The sequence below is a fragment of the Hafnia paralvei genome (assembly GCF_020150375.1).
GTDB lineage: Bacteria > Pseudomonadota > Gammaproteobacteria > Enterobacterales > Enterobacteriaceae > Hafnia > Hafnia paralvei.
Genome location: NZ_CP083737.1, coordinates 508,290 through 525,008, shown reverse-complemented (window position 1 = coordinate 525,008; position 16,719 = coordinate 508,290). Strand labels below are relative to the sequence as shown.

Annotated in this window: 14 protein-coding genes; 6 read left to right on the top strand and 8 right to left on the bottom strand. The window is 46.9% G+C overall.

The features are described 5' to 3' along the window. Positions 1 to 4: 4 nt before the first annotated feature. Entirely contained in the window at positions 5 to 1,480 is a 1,476-nt protein-coding gene (gene dhaM, locus K9N75_RS02340) for a dihydroxyacetone kinase phosphoryl donor subunit DhaM (protein WP_224452196.1), read from the top strand. Positions 1,481 to 1,524: 44 nt separating this feature from the next. Here dhaM and K9N75_RS02335 read toward each other — a convergent pair whose 3' ends face one another. The 3 genes from K9N75_RS02335 to K9N75_RS02325 are packed head-to-tail and all read right to left on the bottom strand — an operon-like array spanning position 1,525 to position 5,940. Then, positions 1,525 to 2,715 (bottom strand): glycoside hydrolase family 88 protein, encoded by a 1,191-nt coding sequence (locus K9N75_RS02335; protein WP_064575210.1) that lies wholly within the window; start codon positions 2,713 to 2,715, stop codon positions 1,525 to 1,527. Positions 2,716 to 2,774: 59 nt separating this feature from the next. After that, on the bottom strand, positions 2,775 to 4,064 hold the full coding sequence (locus K9N75_RS02330; protein WP_224452195.1) for an oligosaccharide MFS transporter: 1,290 nt from the start codon (positions 4,062 to 4,064) through the stop codon (positions 2,775 to 2,777). 46 nt (positions 4,065 to 4,110) lie between these two features. Continuing rightward, positions 4,111 to 5,940, bottom strand: coding sequence for a DUF2264 domain-containing protein (locus K9N75_RS02325; RefSeq protein ID WP_224452194.1), 1,830 nt, complete (start codon positions 5,938 to 5,940; stop codon positions 4,111 to 4,113). A 226-nt stretch (positions 5,941 to 6,166) separates the two neighbouring features. On the opposite strand from K9N75_RS02325, the gene K9N75_RS02320 reads away from it, so the two are divergent. Further along, positions 6,167 to 7,027, top strand: a complete 861-nt coding sequence (locus K9N75_RS02320; RefSeq protein ID WP_224452193.1) for an AraC family transcriptional regulator — start codon at positions 6,167 to 6,169, stop codon at positions 7,025 to 7,027. Positions 7,028 to 7,098: 71 nt separating this feature from the next. Here K9N75_RS02320 and K9N75_RS02315 read toward each other — a convergent pair whose 3' ends face one another. The 5 genes from K9N75_RS02315 to K9N75_RS02295 form a co-directional block, all read right to left on the bottom strand. Next, the gene (locus tag K9N75_RS02315) at positions 7,099 to 7,719 is read right to left on the bottom strand and encodes a LysE family translocator (RefSeq protein ID WP_008814809.1); all 621 of its coding nucleotides are present in this window, start codon (positions 7,717 to 7,719) and stop codon (positions 7,099 to 7,101) included. Between the two features lie 149 nt (positions 7,720 to 7,868). Further along, positions 7,869 to 8,216: a DUF4156 domain-containing protein gene (locus tag K9N75_RS02310; RefSeq protein ID WP_008814808.1), complete on the bottom strand. Its 348-nt coding sequence runs from the start codon at positions 8,214 to 8,216 to the stop codon at positions 7,869 to 7,871. A 234-nt stretch (positions 8,217 to 8,450) separates the two neighbouring features. Further along, positions 8,451 to 10,094 carry a chaperonin GroEL gene (gene groL / locus K9N75_RS02305; protein WP_004093509.1) on the bottom strand — a complete coding sequence of 548 codons (1,644 nt, stop codon included), beginning with the start codon at positions 10,092 to 10,094 and terminating at the stop codon, positions 8,451 to 8,453. Positions 10,095 to 10,155: 61 nt separating this feature from the next. Continuing rightward, positions 10,156 to 10,449: a co-chaperone GroES gene (locus K9N75_RS02300; protein ID WP_008814807.1), complete on the bottom strand. Its 294-nt coding sequence runs from the start codon at positions 10,447 to 10,449 to the stop codon at positions 10,156 to 10,158. Positions 10,450 to 10,684: 235 nt separating this feature from the next. Further along, positions 10,685 to 11,191, bottom strand: a complete 507-nt coding sequence (locus K9N75_RS02295) for an FxsA family protein (protein WP_174705382.1) — start codon at positions 11,189 to 11,191, stop codon at positions 10,685 to 10,687. Between the two features lie 365 nt (positions 11,192 to 11,556). Here K9N75_RS02295 and aspA point away from each other — a divergent pair, with 365 nt between their 5' ends. The 4 genes from aspA (at position 11,557) to K9N75_RS02275 (ending at position 16,693) form a co-directional block, all read left to right on the top strand. Beyond that, positions 11,557 to 12,993: an aspartate ammonia-lyase gene (aspA, locus tag K9N75_RS02290; protein WP_008814805.1), complete on the top strand. Its 1,437-nt coding sequence runs from the start codon at positions 11,557 to 11,559 to the stop codon at positions 12,991 to 12,993. Positions 12,994 to 13,229: 236 nt separating this feature from the next. Beyond that, a complete protein-coding gene (locus K9N75_RS02285) occupies positions 13,230 to 14,531 on the top strand; it encodes an anaerobic C4-dicarboxylate transporter (RefSeq protein ID WP_008814804.1) in 1,302 nt (433 codons plus the stop codon). A gap of 141 nt (positions 14,532 to 14,672) precedes the next feature. Continuing rightward, positions 14,673 to 15,023, top strand: coding sequence for a divalent cation tolerance protein CutA (gene cutA, locus K9N75_RS02280; protein ID WP_224452192.1), 351 nt, complete (start codon positions 14,673 to 14,675; stop codon positions 15,021 to 15,023). Then, on the top strand, positions 14,999 to 16,693 hold the full coding sequence (locus K9N75_RS02275) for a protein-disulfide reductase DsbD (protein WP_008814802.1): 1,695 nt from the start codon (positions 14,999 to 15,001) through the stop codon (positions 16,691 to 16,693). The genes cutA and K9N75_RS02275 overlap by 25 nt, the downstream gene beginning before the upstream one ends. Positions 16,694 to 16,719: the final 26 nt, after the last annotated feature.

The window sequence follows — 16,719 nt, the reverse complement described above, 5'->3', positions numbered from 1 at the left end:
AAGTATGGTCAACATCGTTGTAGTCTCGCACAGTGCCAAACTGGCCGATGGCGTCGCTGAGCTGGCCGCTCAGATGACGCAAAACGGCTGCCGTCTGGTCGTCGCCGCTGGGGTAGACGATCCCGATCATCCCATCGGGACCGATGCCATTAAAGTGATGCAGGCAATCGAAGAAGTATTCGATCCTTCAGGCGTATTGATCATGATGGATCTCGGAAGCGCATTGTTAAGCACCGAAACCGCGCTAGAACTGCTCGATCCTGAAATGAGCGCTAGAGTGAAAGCCTGCTCTGCCCCCATCGTTGAAGGAACTTTGGCGGCGGTGGTTGCCGCTTCAGCAGGGGCTTCATTAGCAGAGGTGGAACGTGAAGCCCAGTCGGCATTGCAGGCAAAAAAAGCACAGCTCGGCGAGAAAGAACCACAAGCAAAAGAAATGACCAGTGAGTCACCCACGCTACGTAGCGACGAGCGTGGCGTTAGCTGGAAAATTAACAATCCCAATGGATTGCATGTTCGCCCTGCCGCTAAGCTAGCAACGGCGATGGCTTCATTTGACGCTGAGTTGGTTTTATACAAGCTGGATAGCGTCAAAGGCAACCGCCATGCCGATCCTCGTAGTCTTAACCAGCTAGCTTTATTGCAGATACGCAAAGACGATGAGATCCGCTTAGTTGCCAAAGGTTCACAGGCCGAAGAAGCCTTAGCCGCATTTAAACAACTCGCAGAAAGCAATTTTGGTGAAAACATCGCGCCTGATACGATCGCGCCTGATACAAACGCAGGGCAAATATTACAGGGTAAATCCGTTATGGATACTCAGGTCAGCGCTCCCGCGTTTGTGCTACCCACGCAAGATGTCGAAGTGCCCGACCGCCAGATCTTATCCGATCGAATTGAGATTGAACAACAACGGCTGCGTCAGGCGATCGCCAAAACCTTGCAAGATCTTAGCCGACTCGCGGATCGCACAAATCAACTGCTCGGCAAACAGCACGCAGGGATCTTCGGTGCACACAGCATGTTAATTGACGATCCCGACTTGCAAAATTCAGCGTTTAGCCGCATCGCCAGCAGTTTGTGCAGCGCAGAAATCGCTTGGCAAACGGAGCTCACCGAGATGGCAGATGCTTACCGTGAGCTAGATGATGAATATTTGCAGGCGCGTGAGCTCGACGTTCGAGATATCTTGCAGCGTACCCTGCTTCATCTGGCCGGTGAAACACAGGAAATTCAAAACCCGAGCGTTCCGTCTATTCTTCTCGCTCGCGAGCTCATGCCCTCAGATACCATTATGTTAGACCGTCGTCTGGTGCAAGGTATCGTGCTCTCTCAGGGAAATGCGCTGTCCCATTCCGCTATTTTAGCTAATGCGCTAGGTATCCCAATGATTGTCGGCGTTGGCGATAGCCTGAAACGAGCACAGGAAGGGCAAAAAATCACCCTGAATGCGGCACGCGGCGAAGTCATTTTGGGCCATTAATATTCATCCGGCGGGGTTCTCTCCCCGCCACGATTCCTACCGTCTTACCAATACATCTTCCAAACTCGCGTTGCTCGCACCAACGCTTCGAGATAAAAATAGTCCCCCCAACTGCAGCACTCATCAATCCCCTTCCCTCCGCTGAGGTGATAGACCGAATGCTTCAATAGGCCATCGGTTTGGTCTTCATCACCCGCTAAATAATTTTGCGTCAATGAAGATAAAATCCTCAGCGCCATTTCTTCATAATAAGCACGCTCAGGATCGAGAACCGGTAACGTCTCAAGCAGCTCCAGCAACCCGCAGACAGCAATCGCAGCAGCCGAACTATCGCGATACTGATCTGTACCAAGCAGTGCCAGATCCCAATGGCATACATCATCCTCCGGTAAGCGATTCAAGAAGTAATGTGCTAAACGACGTGAGATCTCAACGAACTCAGACTCCCCTGTGTAGTGATAAGTCAGCAAAAAACCGTAGATTCCCCATGCCTGCCCTCGCGACCAACAAGAGTCATCCGCATAGCCTTGATGGGTATTGCCATAACGAGGCTCCCCGCTGACGGTATCCATATAGTATGTGTGATAGGTCGAAGCGTCTGGCCGAATAATATATTTCGCCGCTTGATGCGCATGGGCCTGCGCGGCTGCCGCAAAACGTGGATCCCCCGTCTGCTCACTCGCCCAGTACAGCAGCGGCAAATTCATATTGCAGTCGATGATCATACGTCCATGCTGATCTGGATCGTTAAGATCTCCCCATGCTTGAATGATCTGCGCCGTGGAGCTATAGCGCTCAAGCAGAGCCTCTGCCGCATGCAAAGCAAAGCAGCGAGCATCACGATTACCGGTCAATCGCCACGCACTCACACAAGAGAGCGTATAGAGAAAACCAAGATCGTGAGTGTCGGTATCTATGCGATGAGTGATTCTATGTCCAAAAGAACGCACTTGTTTTTCTGCCGCTAGCCGAAATTCTTCACGACCACTCAGCTCCCACGCCAACCAAAGTTGTCCCGTCCAAAAACTGGTTGTCCATTCCTCGTTTTCAGTCAGCTTATAGCGTCCTTTCTCACAGGTTTCTGCGGGGAATTTGTCACCGAAAGCATGGAGATTATGCGACAGCTTTTGCAGAACGCAACTCTGAGCCAGCTGTAATTGGTGCTTGAGCGCAGCGCGATCAATCCGATTTAACTCTATTGGCCGCAAGGGCTCTTTAATAAGATTAATTAACACCAGTTATCTCCCTTAAGTTATCGATAGCCCTAAATCATTCAAGTGCTGAGGTAAAAAGGCTACGCCTTTGAACCGTGAATAGCGTCAGTCTCTGCGGTACTAGGCTCAGGCAAAATCGTCGGTTTAGAACGGCTGCAATGACATTCCGACAAGGTAAAGGCGGAAATTAACGTGAATACCAGAGCGCAAGAGCCCATTAATAAATAGGTGTGCTCAAAACCAATGCGGTCATACAGGTAGCCTGCTGGCGGGGCAACAACGATGGAGCCGACGTAAATCATGGCCTGATAGCCGAGCAAATACATGGTGGCATTAACGCGCTTATCGAAATGCTCAGCGATATATTTGAACACTGAAATCAGCAGCATAGAGATTTCCAGTCCATAGAGAGGCTTAATGAAAGAGATCATGATGGGATCGCTAGTTAGCCCCGAGGCAATCAGTCGCGCCCCGATAACACATCCCGTCATTAGAAGCGTTTTCTTAGCGCCATAACGATTCACCACCCACGGGATCACCATCATCATCAAAAATTCGGTACCGGATTGGGCAGTGCTCAAATAGCCATACATGGCATTGCCCTGCTCTTTACTGGCAAAAAAAGAAACGAAGTAGCGAGGAAACTGTTGTTCAGCAATAAACATCATCCATGCAACGCCCGCAACGTAAAGACAAAACATCCAGAATTTATGGTTTTTTAAGAGCGCAATAACGTCAGAAAAAACAATTTTATCATTGGAAATAACGTTATTATTTTTTAACTTTTCATCGCTAATTTTCAAACTAACCATCACCAACAACATCAATAATGAAGTGATACTACTCACCATAAAGTTATAAGTTGGCGTAAGGTTAAATAATATGCCAGACACCGATGCAGCTAATGCCCAACCGAGAGAGCCCCACATCCTTATTTGGCCAAATTCCATTTTGTATAGTCGACTGAAACGATCTGCATAAGACTCTGACGCCGCTACACCCGCATACCAACCTAAACTTAGATAGAGAGCCCCCACAACAATCCCAACAAAAGTATGAGTCAATAACAGAGGCAGATATAGGTAAACAAAAAAGGGAGCCATACATGCCGAAATAACGATTACAAAATAGAGTAGTTTTTTACTCATACCAATTTTATCCATGATATAACCGTATATCGGTTTTAATATCACGGCAAAAACACCATTAATTGCAAAAACACTACCAATAGTTACGCTATCTAGCCCAACCTTTTGACTCAGCCATAATGCATACAAACCAAAGCTAGATGACCATGTAAAGAAATAAAGAAAAATGAAAGTGCTTATGCGGTAATAAGCACCGCGATTAATTTCAGAAATACTTTTCATGGCCATCTCCTGAGAAATTGGCAAACGGAACGTTAAACGCGAGTTTTTAATTTATGACCGTAAGTAATATTATTTTGTTTTCACCATTAACCGTAATAGATAAATGATGCTTCTCTAAACGCACGTTAATTTCACTTTTATATTCCTCTGATGGGAAAGCCCCTATGGCACTCATCAACCAATGTTCTCCACGTTCCAAACTCGTTCTCAATACCGGAATTATTGCTCGATCCGCAAAGAGAATATGACTATTCGGCGGAGTTATTACCGTGTCAGCCGCGCTTCCACGGGAGAATGAACGTAGGATGCAGAAATCGTCATCGGTGGTTATTTGTACCCGATCGTCTTCAGTTTTCACCTTCGGAAGAGGACGGTATTTAAGTGCAAACCCTCCGTCAATGGCTTCTAGATGGCGTTCATTAATAATGTGATGAACTCGGACTTGCCAATGATTAACCGGAATCAGCCACGTTTCTACACTTACGTCAGGCCATGCCTGCCAACGACTATAAATAAAGTCATCATGAGTCAATATCGCATCACAAACGCGTCGAGAACGATAGTAACCATCACATTCACTCAGCAATAAGGCGCTGTCACAACCCGCATGGCTTAGCCCATATCGACCGCGATCGAGCGTGAAGCCGAAGCGATTGGAATAGGCAAACTTGGTATATTTTGCATCCGTATTCACAAAATTATTCAATTCGCGCTGGCCGGAAGTTGTCATCCACACATGGCGAGAATCATCGTTATGAGTCAATATTTGTGCGGCCTCGTGAATCACATGACCGCCGTTCATCGTAGGTAATGGTTTCTCAGCCTCTTGCCAAAAGGCATCTGAATCAGGCAACGCTAAAATAAGAAAGAGTTTGAATGCCCAATATGGTGAGCCCGGAGCATTATAATCCTCAGCCATAATCAGATTAGGATAGGCATAACCGATACTAAGGATGCCATCACGATCAAAGATCGGTTGCTTCATCCACCAACGCAGATGACGTAAAATAAGCCCCTTAATTGTTCCTTTATCTAAAACATTGAGATCAGAAAATGCCGCCGCGCTCCAGAATGCGGCCTCTGCAAATCGATAACTGAGACTACGACCAAAAGGCACCGCAGAACCATCCCGTGCAAACATCCAAATGAAATCCTGAGCAAACAGGGTAGCTCGCTGACGCAGTTCTTGTGAGCGCTGCGGATCCTCTTTTTCCATCATCTTTGCATAAAGCAAACCATAATAATGAAAGCCCATGGAAATATAGTAATCACGAGGACGATCTGGTCCATCGGAGTACCAACCATTACCAATATAGTAGGCCTCCATACTGGAAAACCTTTTTTCCACAGCATCTTTATTAAACGGTAATCCTGCCTTCAAAAAACCAACCTGGACTAATATAGGAAAATAATTCCAGTTATTATCGGGTATTTCTGCCTCCGCACTTTGGTTCAACCAAAGATAGATATTCTCTTGTTCCTTTGAGGTGAAATAAGACAACAGTTTTTTATTTAATAGCGCAAGACCAAGACCATAGACCGCCATTTCAACACATCGCTGATCGTAGTCACTAATATCCCCCCAATAGGCTGGATGATTAGGATCAGTACCACAACGAATACCTTGAATGAAAAACTCCCACTGTTCACAATTACCACCACCGTGAATTAATGGAAATAACCCCCATAAAACGCGAGAGAAACCTTCCATTTTAGCAATTTCAGCGCCGTAATGCGTTGTGGTATTCGCAATATCTAAACCACTTTGCTCTACCTGCATTAAAGGTGAAAGTGCAGCAACCATTTCTTTTAGCGCTAACTCAGTATCATTCTTATTTTCTAAACTTGGATTTAACGTGATATTAGTTGGTTGCACGATATGGTCTCGCTCTATTTTTTACCTCAGTTAGAGGATTATAGAATTAACAGTTATGTTTAATATTGCGTGACAGGAATAGTAGACGCTAGACATTAGGTTGAATTGTTATGATGCTCACACTTTTATCATCATTATTAAATTCCGATTGATAAATAAGCTCATTAATGCGCTAAATTACAAAATAAACGCTAAAAATTATAATCTGTTGTCATGGTGGCAAAGCATGAAGCAGCAAGATCTTCTCGAACGTATTACTCTGAATGAACGTTTTGTATCGTTTAACCGTATGCATAACATGAGTGCTAACTACTACCATTGGCATCAGTGCCTAGAGTTGTTATTCGTCAGTCAGGGCTACGGCATTGTGATTGTCGATAATCAGCAGTACACGGCAAAACCGGGAAGACTTTTTATATTCCCTCCTTTTCGATTACACAAAGTTCATGTTGAGCAGGACGATCGTAATATCTACCACCGAACGACGATCCATGTGGATCACACCATAGTGGAAAGCTTCCTCGCCCCTTTTCCTCGCCAGCAAGAGCACTTTCGTCATATTTGCAACTCACAAGGGCTGACTCAGGTTTACGATCTGGAAGCCGATGCTGACTTTATGGAACGGTTGCTTGCGCAGTTTGATCAACGTGAACCACAACAAAGCCATCAACTCGCCGAGCTCTCTCTACTTTTAATGCAGATGTTAGAGTTGCTACCGGAAAGCATGGCCACTCATCCGACCTATACGCCCACCAACGCCTCACGCATCATGAACTGGATTGAGCAACACTATGCTCAAAAATTTGTGTTAGATGACTTGGCTAAAGCCCTTAATCTTTCAAAGAGCTATACCTCTAGAGTCTTCCGACAAGAGACGGGAGGATCAATTCAAGAATATCTGGCAACTCGCCGTATCAAACGTGCCTGCGAGCTTCTATCGATGAGTGATGAGCCGATTGAAACTATTGCGAGCCAAACTGGCTTTAGCGAAACCTCATATTTCATTACCACATTCAGAAATAAATTGGGGCAGACACCGCTGCAGTACCGAAAACTTCGCCGCTTGCAGGCAAGTTTTGAGCAATAAAAAACCACCTCATATGAAGGTGGTCTAGAAGATTTAAGCATTCTAACCGTGCTAAATGCGCCACACAGCGCTTACTTCATGATAAGCCGGACGCCCAAAATAGCCATAACACATCCGCTAAGCCTATCAAGATAACGTCGATACCCGAGATACCAACGGCGCGGACGGTCAGAAGAGAGCGCATAAGCAACCAGTCCGTACCACACAAAATCAATTAATAGCGCTAACACCGGCAGCAGCAAATACATATATACAGGAATTTTATGGCTGAGCGTAGCGGCAAAGATACTACCAAATACAAGAGCCGTATTTGGGTTACTCAACTGGGTCATGAGACCGGTGATGAATGCTCTACGTATGTTCAGCTCAGAACCTTGTGTGCTCCCCAAATCAATCGTTGTTTGAGGTCTAAAAAATATCTTAAGGGCTAGCCAAATCAGATAAATTCCACCCGCAGTTTTTAAAGCCGTATATAACCAGGGAACCAGCGTTAAAATTGAATGCAATCCCGTCAGTGCAATAATCGCGAAAATCATACACCCAACGCCCATCCCCAATGAAACCGCTAGCGCTCCACGCCTCGACGAGGACACCGCTGTTCTTGCAACCAGAACAAAGCTCTGCCCAGGGCTCATGGCACCTAGCAGAATGGTGGTTGATATAGTCAAAAGTGCCAGTAAATCTCCAACCATATTGTTTATCCATTCATAGCGAAATTGTCTATGTAACGTACTAGTTAATGAATTGAAGAGGCAAGTTAAATATCGATATGTGATGAATAATAGGCAATAAAAAACCGGAGATGCATGCTCCGGTTTTTCGTGTGTCGTGTACCCGTCGATCAGTTCGGGCATTTATACACTTGGCCACTCATTTTACTGTCTAACGGTGCAAAGCCAGACCAGAAATTTTCGCTTGGGCTAACTGCGCCGTAGATTACGTTCCCGCCCATCGCTGCGGCTTTATTACGCAAATCATTTGCTGCGCCACGCATAGAGCTAGACTCGCCACCCTGCCCTGATAGCCAGTTGCTTTGGGAGCCAGTGACTTCGCCTAACAACTGACATTCAGTACCTGGCTTGGTGTCGGTGAATTTAATCTGCTGACCTGCGGTGTCCAGCTGTGTGGTTGAACTACAGCCAGCTAACAGCATCACTGCCGTCAGGCCCAATAAACCTTTAATCCGCATCTTCTTCCCCATTTAATGTGATCCCCATCATTGTTCGAATAGCCTATGCGTTGACTGCAACTCGAATTATCTAGGACATAGAAAGTTCACGTTCAAATATTACCAGAATCAGGAAATTACGCTTATAAAAAAACAAAACCCCCGCCGAAGCGAGGGTTTTGTCGAATGCCTAGAGCAGCATTTCCTTAAGTCACTGGTATTGCAGCATAGCGGCAATGTGAGTGACAGAAGAAATTACATCATGCCGCCCATGCCACCCATACCGCCCATACCACCAGCGGCACCCATATCTGCTTTATCATCACGCAGATCGGTAACCATACATTCGGTAGTAATCATCAGGCCAGCGATAGACGCTGCGTACTGCAGAGCAGAACGAGTGACTTTGGTTGGATCCAGAATACCCATTGCGATCATATCGCCGTACTCTTCAGAGTATGCGTTATAACCGTAGCTGCCTTCGCCCGCTTTCACGTTGTTAGCGATAACAGAAGCTTCTTCACCGGCGTTGATAACGATCTGACGCAGAGGAGCTTCCATTGCGCGCAGCGCAACTTTGATACCTACGTTCTGATCTTCGTTAGCGCCTTTCAGACCAGCGATTTTGCCAGCAACACGGATCAGGGCAACACCACCACCAGCAACAACGCCTTCTTCTACCGCTGCGCGAGTTGCATGCAGGGCGTCTTCAACGCGTGCTTTCTTCTCTTTCATTTCAACTTCGGTAGCTGCACCGACTTTGATTACTGCAACGCCGCCAGCCAGTTTAGCTACGCGCTCTTGCAGTTTTTCACGGTCATAGTCAGAAGTTGCATCTTCGATCTGCTTACGGATCTGACCAACGCGGCCCTGAATTGCAGCTTCGTCACCGATACCATCGATGATGATAGTGGTGTCTTTGTTGATAACGATACGTTTAGCCTGACCCAGATCTTCCAGAGTTGCTTTTTCCAGCTCCATACCGATTTCTTCAGAAATTACGGTACCACCGGTCAGAGTTGCGATGTCTTGCAGCATGGCTTTACGACGGTCGCCAAAGCCAGGTGCTTTAACCGCAGCCACTTTCACGATGCCGCGCATGGTGTTAACCACCAGAGTCGCCAGCGCTTCGCCTTCAACATCTTCAGCAATGATCAGCAGAGGTTTGCCAGCTTTAGCAACGGCTTCCAGAACAGGCAGCATTTCGCGGATGTTGGAGATTTTTTTGTCAGCCAGCAGAATGAACGGGCTTTCCAGTTCGATAGAACCGGTTTCTGGCTTGTTGATGAAGTATGGAGACAGGTAGCCACGATCGAACTGCATACCTTCTACTACGTCCAGCTCGTCTTGCAGGCCGGTGCCTTCTTCAACGGTGATAACGCCTTCTTTGCCAACTTTTTCCATCGCTTCAGCGATCAGTTTACCCACGGTTTCGTCGGAGTTAGCAGAGATAGTCCCTACCTGAGCGATAGCTTTAGAATCAGAGCAAGGCACAGACAGTTTTTTCAGTTCTTCAACCGCAGCAACGACAGCTTTGTCGATACCACGTTTCAGATCCATTGGGTTCATGCCCGCAGCAACGGCTTTCAGACCTTCGTTGACGATAGCCTGAGCCAATACGGTTGCCGTGGTAGTACCGTCGCCCGCAGCGTCGTTCGCTTTAGAGGCAACTTCTTTAACCATCTGCGCACCCATGTTTTCGAATTTGTCTTCCAATTCGATTTCACGCGCTACAGATACGCCATCTTTAGTGATGGTCGGCGCACCGAAAGATTTATCCAGAACGACGTTACGGCCTTTAGGGCCCAGGGTCACTTTCACTGCGTCTGCCAGAACGTTCACGCCGCGCAGCATTTTCACACGTGCGTCGCTACCAAATTTTACGTCTTTAGCTGCCATTGTTCTTTCCTTTAAACTTATTCAGTTAAGAAGATTATGCGTTAATAAGAGGAAGCGGTTATTACGCTTCAACCACAGCCAGAATGTCGCTTTCGGACATGATCAACACTTCTTCATTGTCGATCTTTTCTGCTTTCACGCCGTAACCATCGTTGAAAATGACGATGTCGCCAACTTTAACGTCCAGCGGCTTAACTTCGCCGTTTTCCAGAATGCGGCCTTTACCTACAGCGACGATTTCGCCACGGGTAGATTTGCCAGCTGCAGAACCGGTCAGAACGATGCCGCCAGCAGATTTGGACTCGACTTCTTTACGCTTGACGATTACACGGTCATGCAATGGACGAATATTCATTGATAGCTCTCCTTTGAGAAGGTCCATATCGTTTAGGGTTGAACGCCGCAGCTTGAGGAATACCCTCCGCTCTCGGACTCGTGGTTACCAGATTGGGGCAACCAACACCCCCTTCAAGGGGGGACAAGTAAAAAAATTGTGTTTTTCTTCAACCTCTGCGACGCAGAGCCAGTAAAAGAAAAGGCGCGGCCGAAATGTGCCACGCCATTGCTGAGAAGGAAAGACTAATAGTCTGCTATTTGTCGTTTTTGTATTGGTCGTCTTCGTTGTCTAAACGATTATCCAATCGCGGGTGGCTCTCATCTTTGCGTTCAAACTCACCATCAAAGGTATTGCCGCCTTGAGAACCATAAAAAGTGCCACCGCCAAAACCACCGCCCGAGCGAGAAAAACTGAAATAAGGCAGAAGTTTCAAGGTGAGATGCTTTTGCACCGGAGGCAAAATCAGCAACAGACCCAAGAAGTCAGTGAAAAAGCCTGGCAGGATCAAAAGAAAGCCAGCCATAACTAAAGAAACGCTTTTCACCATCTCCGCTGCGGGGCTCTCACCCATCGCCATTTTTTGCTGCATTTGCATCAGCGTTTTCATTCCCTGATGGCGAACCAGCGAAGCACCAAGGCAAGAGGTTAGAACAACGAGCAACAATGTCAGGGCAACCCCGAGCACTGCGGCAACCTTAATAAAAATAGATATTTCTATATAAACAAACAGAAATATCAGCATGAGCGGTAACCAACGCAACATCGTTCTCCTAAATTACAGTGCTTTCTAATGAGTAGTATTACATTAAAGAACAACTGAAATAGTTAAAATTTAAAATCGTATATGTCAAAAAACAGTCTATATATGAGAAGTGGTGGCATTTTATACGTTTTCAACCCTATAACTCTTGTGGGTTATTTTCTTTATCTGTGAGTGTAGTCACAGATATGTAAACGACTGAAACTAGAAGCGCCATATAGTGATCTGGGTTCATGCTTTTCCACGCCAGCAGCATATGATCAGCCACAGAACAGAGAGGACGGATGATCCTTTCGAATTTGAAAATCTAAACGATATAAATCCATTAGCAAGTTTACTATTCGGCATCTATAAAGAAGGTTCTTATGTCAAACAACATTCGTATTGAAGAAGACCTGTTAGGCACCCGTGAAGTTCCAGCAGACGCTTATTATGGTGTTCATACTCTGCGTGCAATCGAAAACTTTTATATCAGCAACAACAAAATCAGTGATATCCCTGAATTTGTTCGCGGCATGGTAATGGTTAAAAAAGCTGCGGCGTTGGCGAATAAAGAGTTACACACAATTCCACGCAAAATTGCCGATACGATTATTCAGGCTTGCGATGAAGTATTGAACAACGGTAAGTGCATGGATCAGTTCCCTGTTGACGTATATCAGGGCGGTGCAGGTACTTCAGTCAATATGAACACTAACGAAGTATTGGCCAATATCGGTCTGGAACTGATGGGGCATCAGAAAGGTGAATACCAGTACCTGAACCCTAATGACCACCTGAACAAATGCCAATCCACCAACGATGCCTATCCTACCGGTTTCCGTATCGCAGTGTATTCATCCATCATGAAACTGCTGGATGCAATCAACCAACTGCGTGAAGGTTTCGACCGTAAAGCAAAAGAATTCGAAAACATTCTGAAGATGGGTCGTACCCAGTTGCAGGATGCGGTTCCTATGACTTTAGGTCAGGAATTCAAAGCGTACAGCGTGTTGCTGAAAGAAGAAGTGAAAAACCTGCAGCGTACCTCCGAGCTGCTGCTGGAAGTGAACTTAGGTGCAACAGCTATCGGTACCGGCCTGAACACGCCAGAAGGTTACTCTCAGCTTGCAGTGCAGAAACTGTCTGAAGTCAGTGGTCTGCCATGCTCTGTAGCGGAAGACTTAATCGAAGCAACCTCAGACTGTGGCGCATATGTCATGGTTCACGGTGCTCTGAAGCGTCTGGCAGTTAAACTGTCTAAAATCTGTAACGACCTACGTTTACTCTCTTCTGGCCCACGTACCGGTTTGAACGAAATTAACCTGCCAGAACTGCAAGCAGGCTCTTCTATCATGCCGGCTAAAGTGAACCCAGTCGTTCCTGAAGTCGTCAACCAGCTGTGCTTCAAAGTTATCGGTAACGATACAACGGTGACCATGGCCGCTGAAGCTGGCCAGTTGCAGCTGAACGTTATGGAACCTGTTATCGGTCAGGCGATGTTTGAATCCATCTCCATTCTGACTAACGGCTGCTATAACCTGCTGGAAAAATGCATCAACGGTATCACCGCTAACAAAGAAGTGTGTGAGAGCTATGTATTTAACTCCATCGGTATCGTGACTTACCTGAATCCATTTATCGGCCACCACAACGGTGATATCGTTGGTAAAATCTGTGCCGAAACAGGTAAAAACGTGCGTGAAGTTGTTCTAGAACGTGGTCTGTTGACCGAAGCGGAACTGGACGACATCTTCTCTGTTGAGAACCTGATGCACCCTGCTTATAAAGCAAAACGTTACACTGACGAAAGCGAACAATAATAAAGTTCGCTAGTCGAGCTCAGGCACGTCTGTCCCTTGGTCAGCCGTGCCTTTTTATTGCAACCGACATACTTAAAACAAGAATTACACCCGATGTCATTGGGTTGCAGCGAAGCGATGAATGAGAGCGTCCAGAATCACCTACATCCGTAAGTGTTTGTGGAGAACGAACTTCGCCCAAGCAGCAGCTTTAAGGACAAAAGGAATATTATCGTTACATCTTGAGGAGAAACACTATGTTAGTCTTGGAGCTGGTGATCGTACTGCTCGCCATATTTTTAGGTGCCAGACTGGGGGGCATCGGAATAGGGTTCGCTGGTGGCTTAGGGGTTTTAGTCCTTGCCATGATCGGCGTTAAACCGGGCAACATTCCCTTCGACGTTATTTCAATCATCATGGCCGTTATCGCCGCAATCTCTGCCATGCAGGTTGCCGGTGGTATGGACTATCTTGTTCACCAAACCGAAAAACTGCTGCGTAAGAATCCTAAATACATCACGATTCTAGCGCCGATTGTTACCTATTTTCTGACTATCTTTGCGGGTACAGGGAACATTTCGCTGTCTGCACTACCGGTTATCGCCGAAGTGGCAAAAGAACAAGGCATTAAACCATGCCGCCCTCTTTCCACCGCCGTAGTTTCAGCCCAGATCGCGATTACTGCATCCCCTATCTCAGCCGCTGTGGTTTATATGTCTTCTGTAATGGAAGGCCATGGTGTTAGTTACATCCACCTGCTCATGGTTGTTATTCCATCAACCTTCTTAGCAGTACTCGTGATGTCTCTCATCGTATCTTGGTGTTTTGACTCCAAACTGTCTGACGATCCTGTTTACCAGAAGCGTTTGTCCGAGGGTCTGATTGAACTGCGTGGCGATAAGCAAGTGGTTATCAAACCTCGTGCGAAAAGCTCCGTATGGCTGTTCCTGCTGGGCGTTGTGTGCGTAGTTTGCTATGCCATCATCAATAGCCCAAGTCTGGGTCTGGTGGAAAAACCACTGATGAACACCACCAACGCGATCCTGATCATCATGTTGAGCGTTGCAACCCTGACGACTATTCTGTGTCGTGTTGAAACTGACAGCATCCTGAACTCTAGCACCTTCAAAGCAGGTATGAGCGCATGTATCTGTATTCTGGGTGTAGCGTGGCTGGGGGATACTTTCGTTCAAGCCAACCTTGAGTGGATCAAAGAAACTGCAGGTACTGTCATCCAGTCTCATCCTTGGTTGCTGGCAGTCATCTTCTTCTTCGCTTCTGCTCTGCTTTACTCACAGGCAGCAACGGCTAAAGCGCTGATGCCAATGGCACTGGCTCTGAACGTTTCTCCTCTGACCGCAGTCGCGTCTTTCGCAGCGGTTTCTGGCCTGTTTATTCTGCCAACCTACCCAACGCTGGTTGCTGCAGTCCAGATGGATGACACCGGTACAACTCGCATCGGGAAATTGGTCTTCAACCATCCATTCTTCATCCCTGGCACTATCGGCGTAGCACTGTCTGTTATCTTCGGCTTCGTGCTGGGTAGCGTAATGCTGTAAGCCCTCTTAACGTCAAACTCGAAAAGGACGCCAAGGCGTCCTTTTCTTATTCTGCAAACTCACACCTCGCTGTACTGACAATCTCCGCCCACACAAGGTATAGTGTTGATTCAAAATCATCCACGGCGAGGTCTAGCTTAGATGTCAGATACAGAAAAGTCACAGCTCGAAACCATCACAGATGCCATCGTGGTGCTCTGTACTGCGCCAGATGAAGCCTGTGCTCAGCAGTTAGCTTCGCTAGCGCTTAGCGAAAAATTGGCCGCCTGCGTCACACGGCTACCCGGCGCATCCTCCATGTATTACTGGGAAGGAAAACTGGAACAGGAATATGAAGTCCAGATGATTTTGAAAAGCGAACGCTCATATCAGGAAGCGCTTCTCAACTTCCTGAAACAGCATCATCCATACCAAACCCCTGAGCTTTTAGTTCTACCAGTTCACGCGGGAGATAAAGATTACCTGTCATGGCTCAACGCTTCTTTACGCTAGTTTTTCTGTTTTTATGCACTCTGTTTCCGGCACATGCGGCGCTATTTGATAGTAAAACGCAGTTCGTGCCGGTCGATCAGGCATTTGCCTTTGATTTTAAACAACAAGAACACAAACTCGACCTAAGCTGGCAAATCAAATCCGGCTATTACCTTTACCGTCAGCAAATTAAAATCGAACCTCGTCAGGCAACGCTCAACGACTTCACCTTACCTACCGGTATTGAGCATCATGATGAGTTCTACGGTAAAACCGCCATTTTTAAAGATGCGCTAACGCTGAATCTGCTGCTGCAAAACGCTGATAAAGGTGCCAGTCTTATCGTCACCTATCAAGGTTGCGCTGAGGCAGGCTTCTGCTATCCGCCTGAAACCAAAACCATCCCGCTAGACTCGGTAGCTCCGCTCAACGCAGATGCTTCATCAGGCATCACACCGATATCTGAGCCTGCAACACCGTCTTTACCCTTCTCCCCGCTTTGGGCTTTATTAATTGGGATTGGTATTGCATTCACCCCTTGCATACTTCCGATGTACCCGCTGATTTCCGCTATTATTCTTGGGCAAGATCGTCAACAAAGCTATCGAAGAATATTCGTTTTATCACTGGTATACGTACAGGGGATGGCGCTGACATACACCTTGCTCGGCATGGTCGTTGCCGCTGCGGGATTGCAGTTCCAAGCAGCATTCCAACATCCTTATGTTCTCATTGGGCTATCTGTTTTATTCGTGCTACTGGCGCTGTCGATGTTTGGTATGTTCACTTTGCAACTGCCTTCGTCGCTGCAAACTCGCCTCACGCTCTGGAGCAACAAACAGCGCAGTGGTTCGCTGGCTGGCGTATTCGTCATGGGCGCACTCGCTGGACTCATCTGCTCCCCATGTACCACGGCACCGCTGAGTGCAATCCTGCTGTACATAGCACAAAGTGGCAACACGTTGGCCGGTGGCGGGACGCTGTATCTCTACGCATTAGGCATGGGTATACCGCTTATCTTAGTGACAACATTTGGCAACCGTTTACTGCCACGCAGTGGCCCATGGATGCAATACGTCAAAGAAGCTTTTGGTTTCGTGATTCTGGCCTTACCGGTATTCCTGCTGGAGCGCATCCTTGGTGATGAGTGGGGCTTACGCCTCTGGTCATTACTGGGAGTCGCTTTCTTTGGCTGGGCATTTGCACTCAGTTTAAAATCGTCCCATCGATTCGCACGCATTATGCAAATCGCCATGTTCGGCGCGGCGCTTATTTGCTCACGTCCCCTGCAGGACTGGGCATTCGGCAGCACGTCACAAACTGCGATTGCTCACCTTCCATTCCAAAAGATCAATAATATCAGTGAACTGAATCATGCGTTGGCGACAGCAAAAGCAGAAAATAAGCCAGTTATGCTCGACTTGTACGCAGACTGGTGTGTCGCCTGTAAAGAGTTTGAAAAATACACGTTTAGCGACCCAAGTGTGCGCCAACAACTGTCCGATACGGTGCTATTGCAGGCTGATGTCACCGCAAATAACGCAGAACATGCGGCTCTACTCAAGCATTTAAATGTTTTAGGTTTACCGACGATTCTGTTCTACAACGCACAGGGACAAGAGCAGCCACAACAACGTGTTACTGGGTTTATGCAGGCCAGCGAATTCAACGCACATTTGCACAATCGCTAACCATCAACGACACTGAGGATCCGATC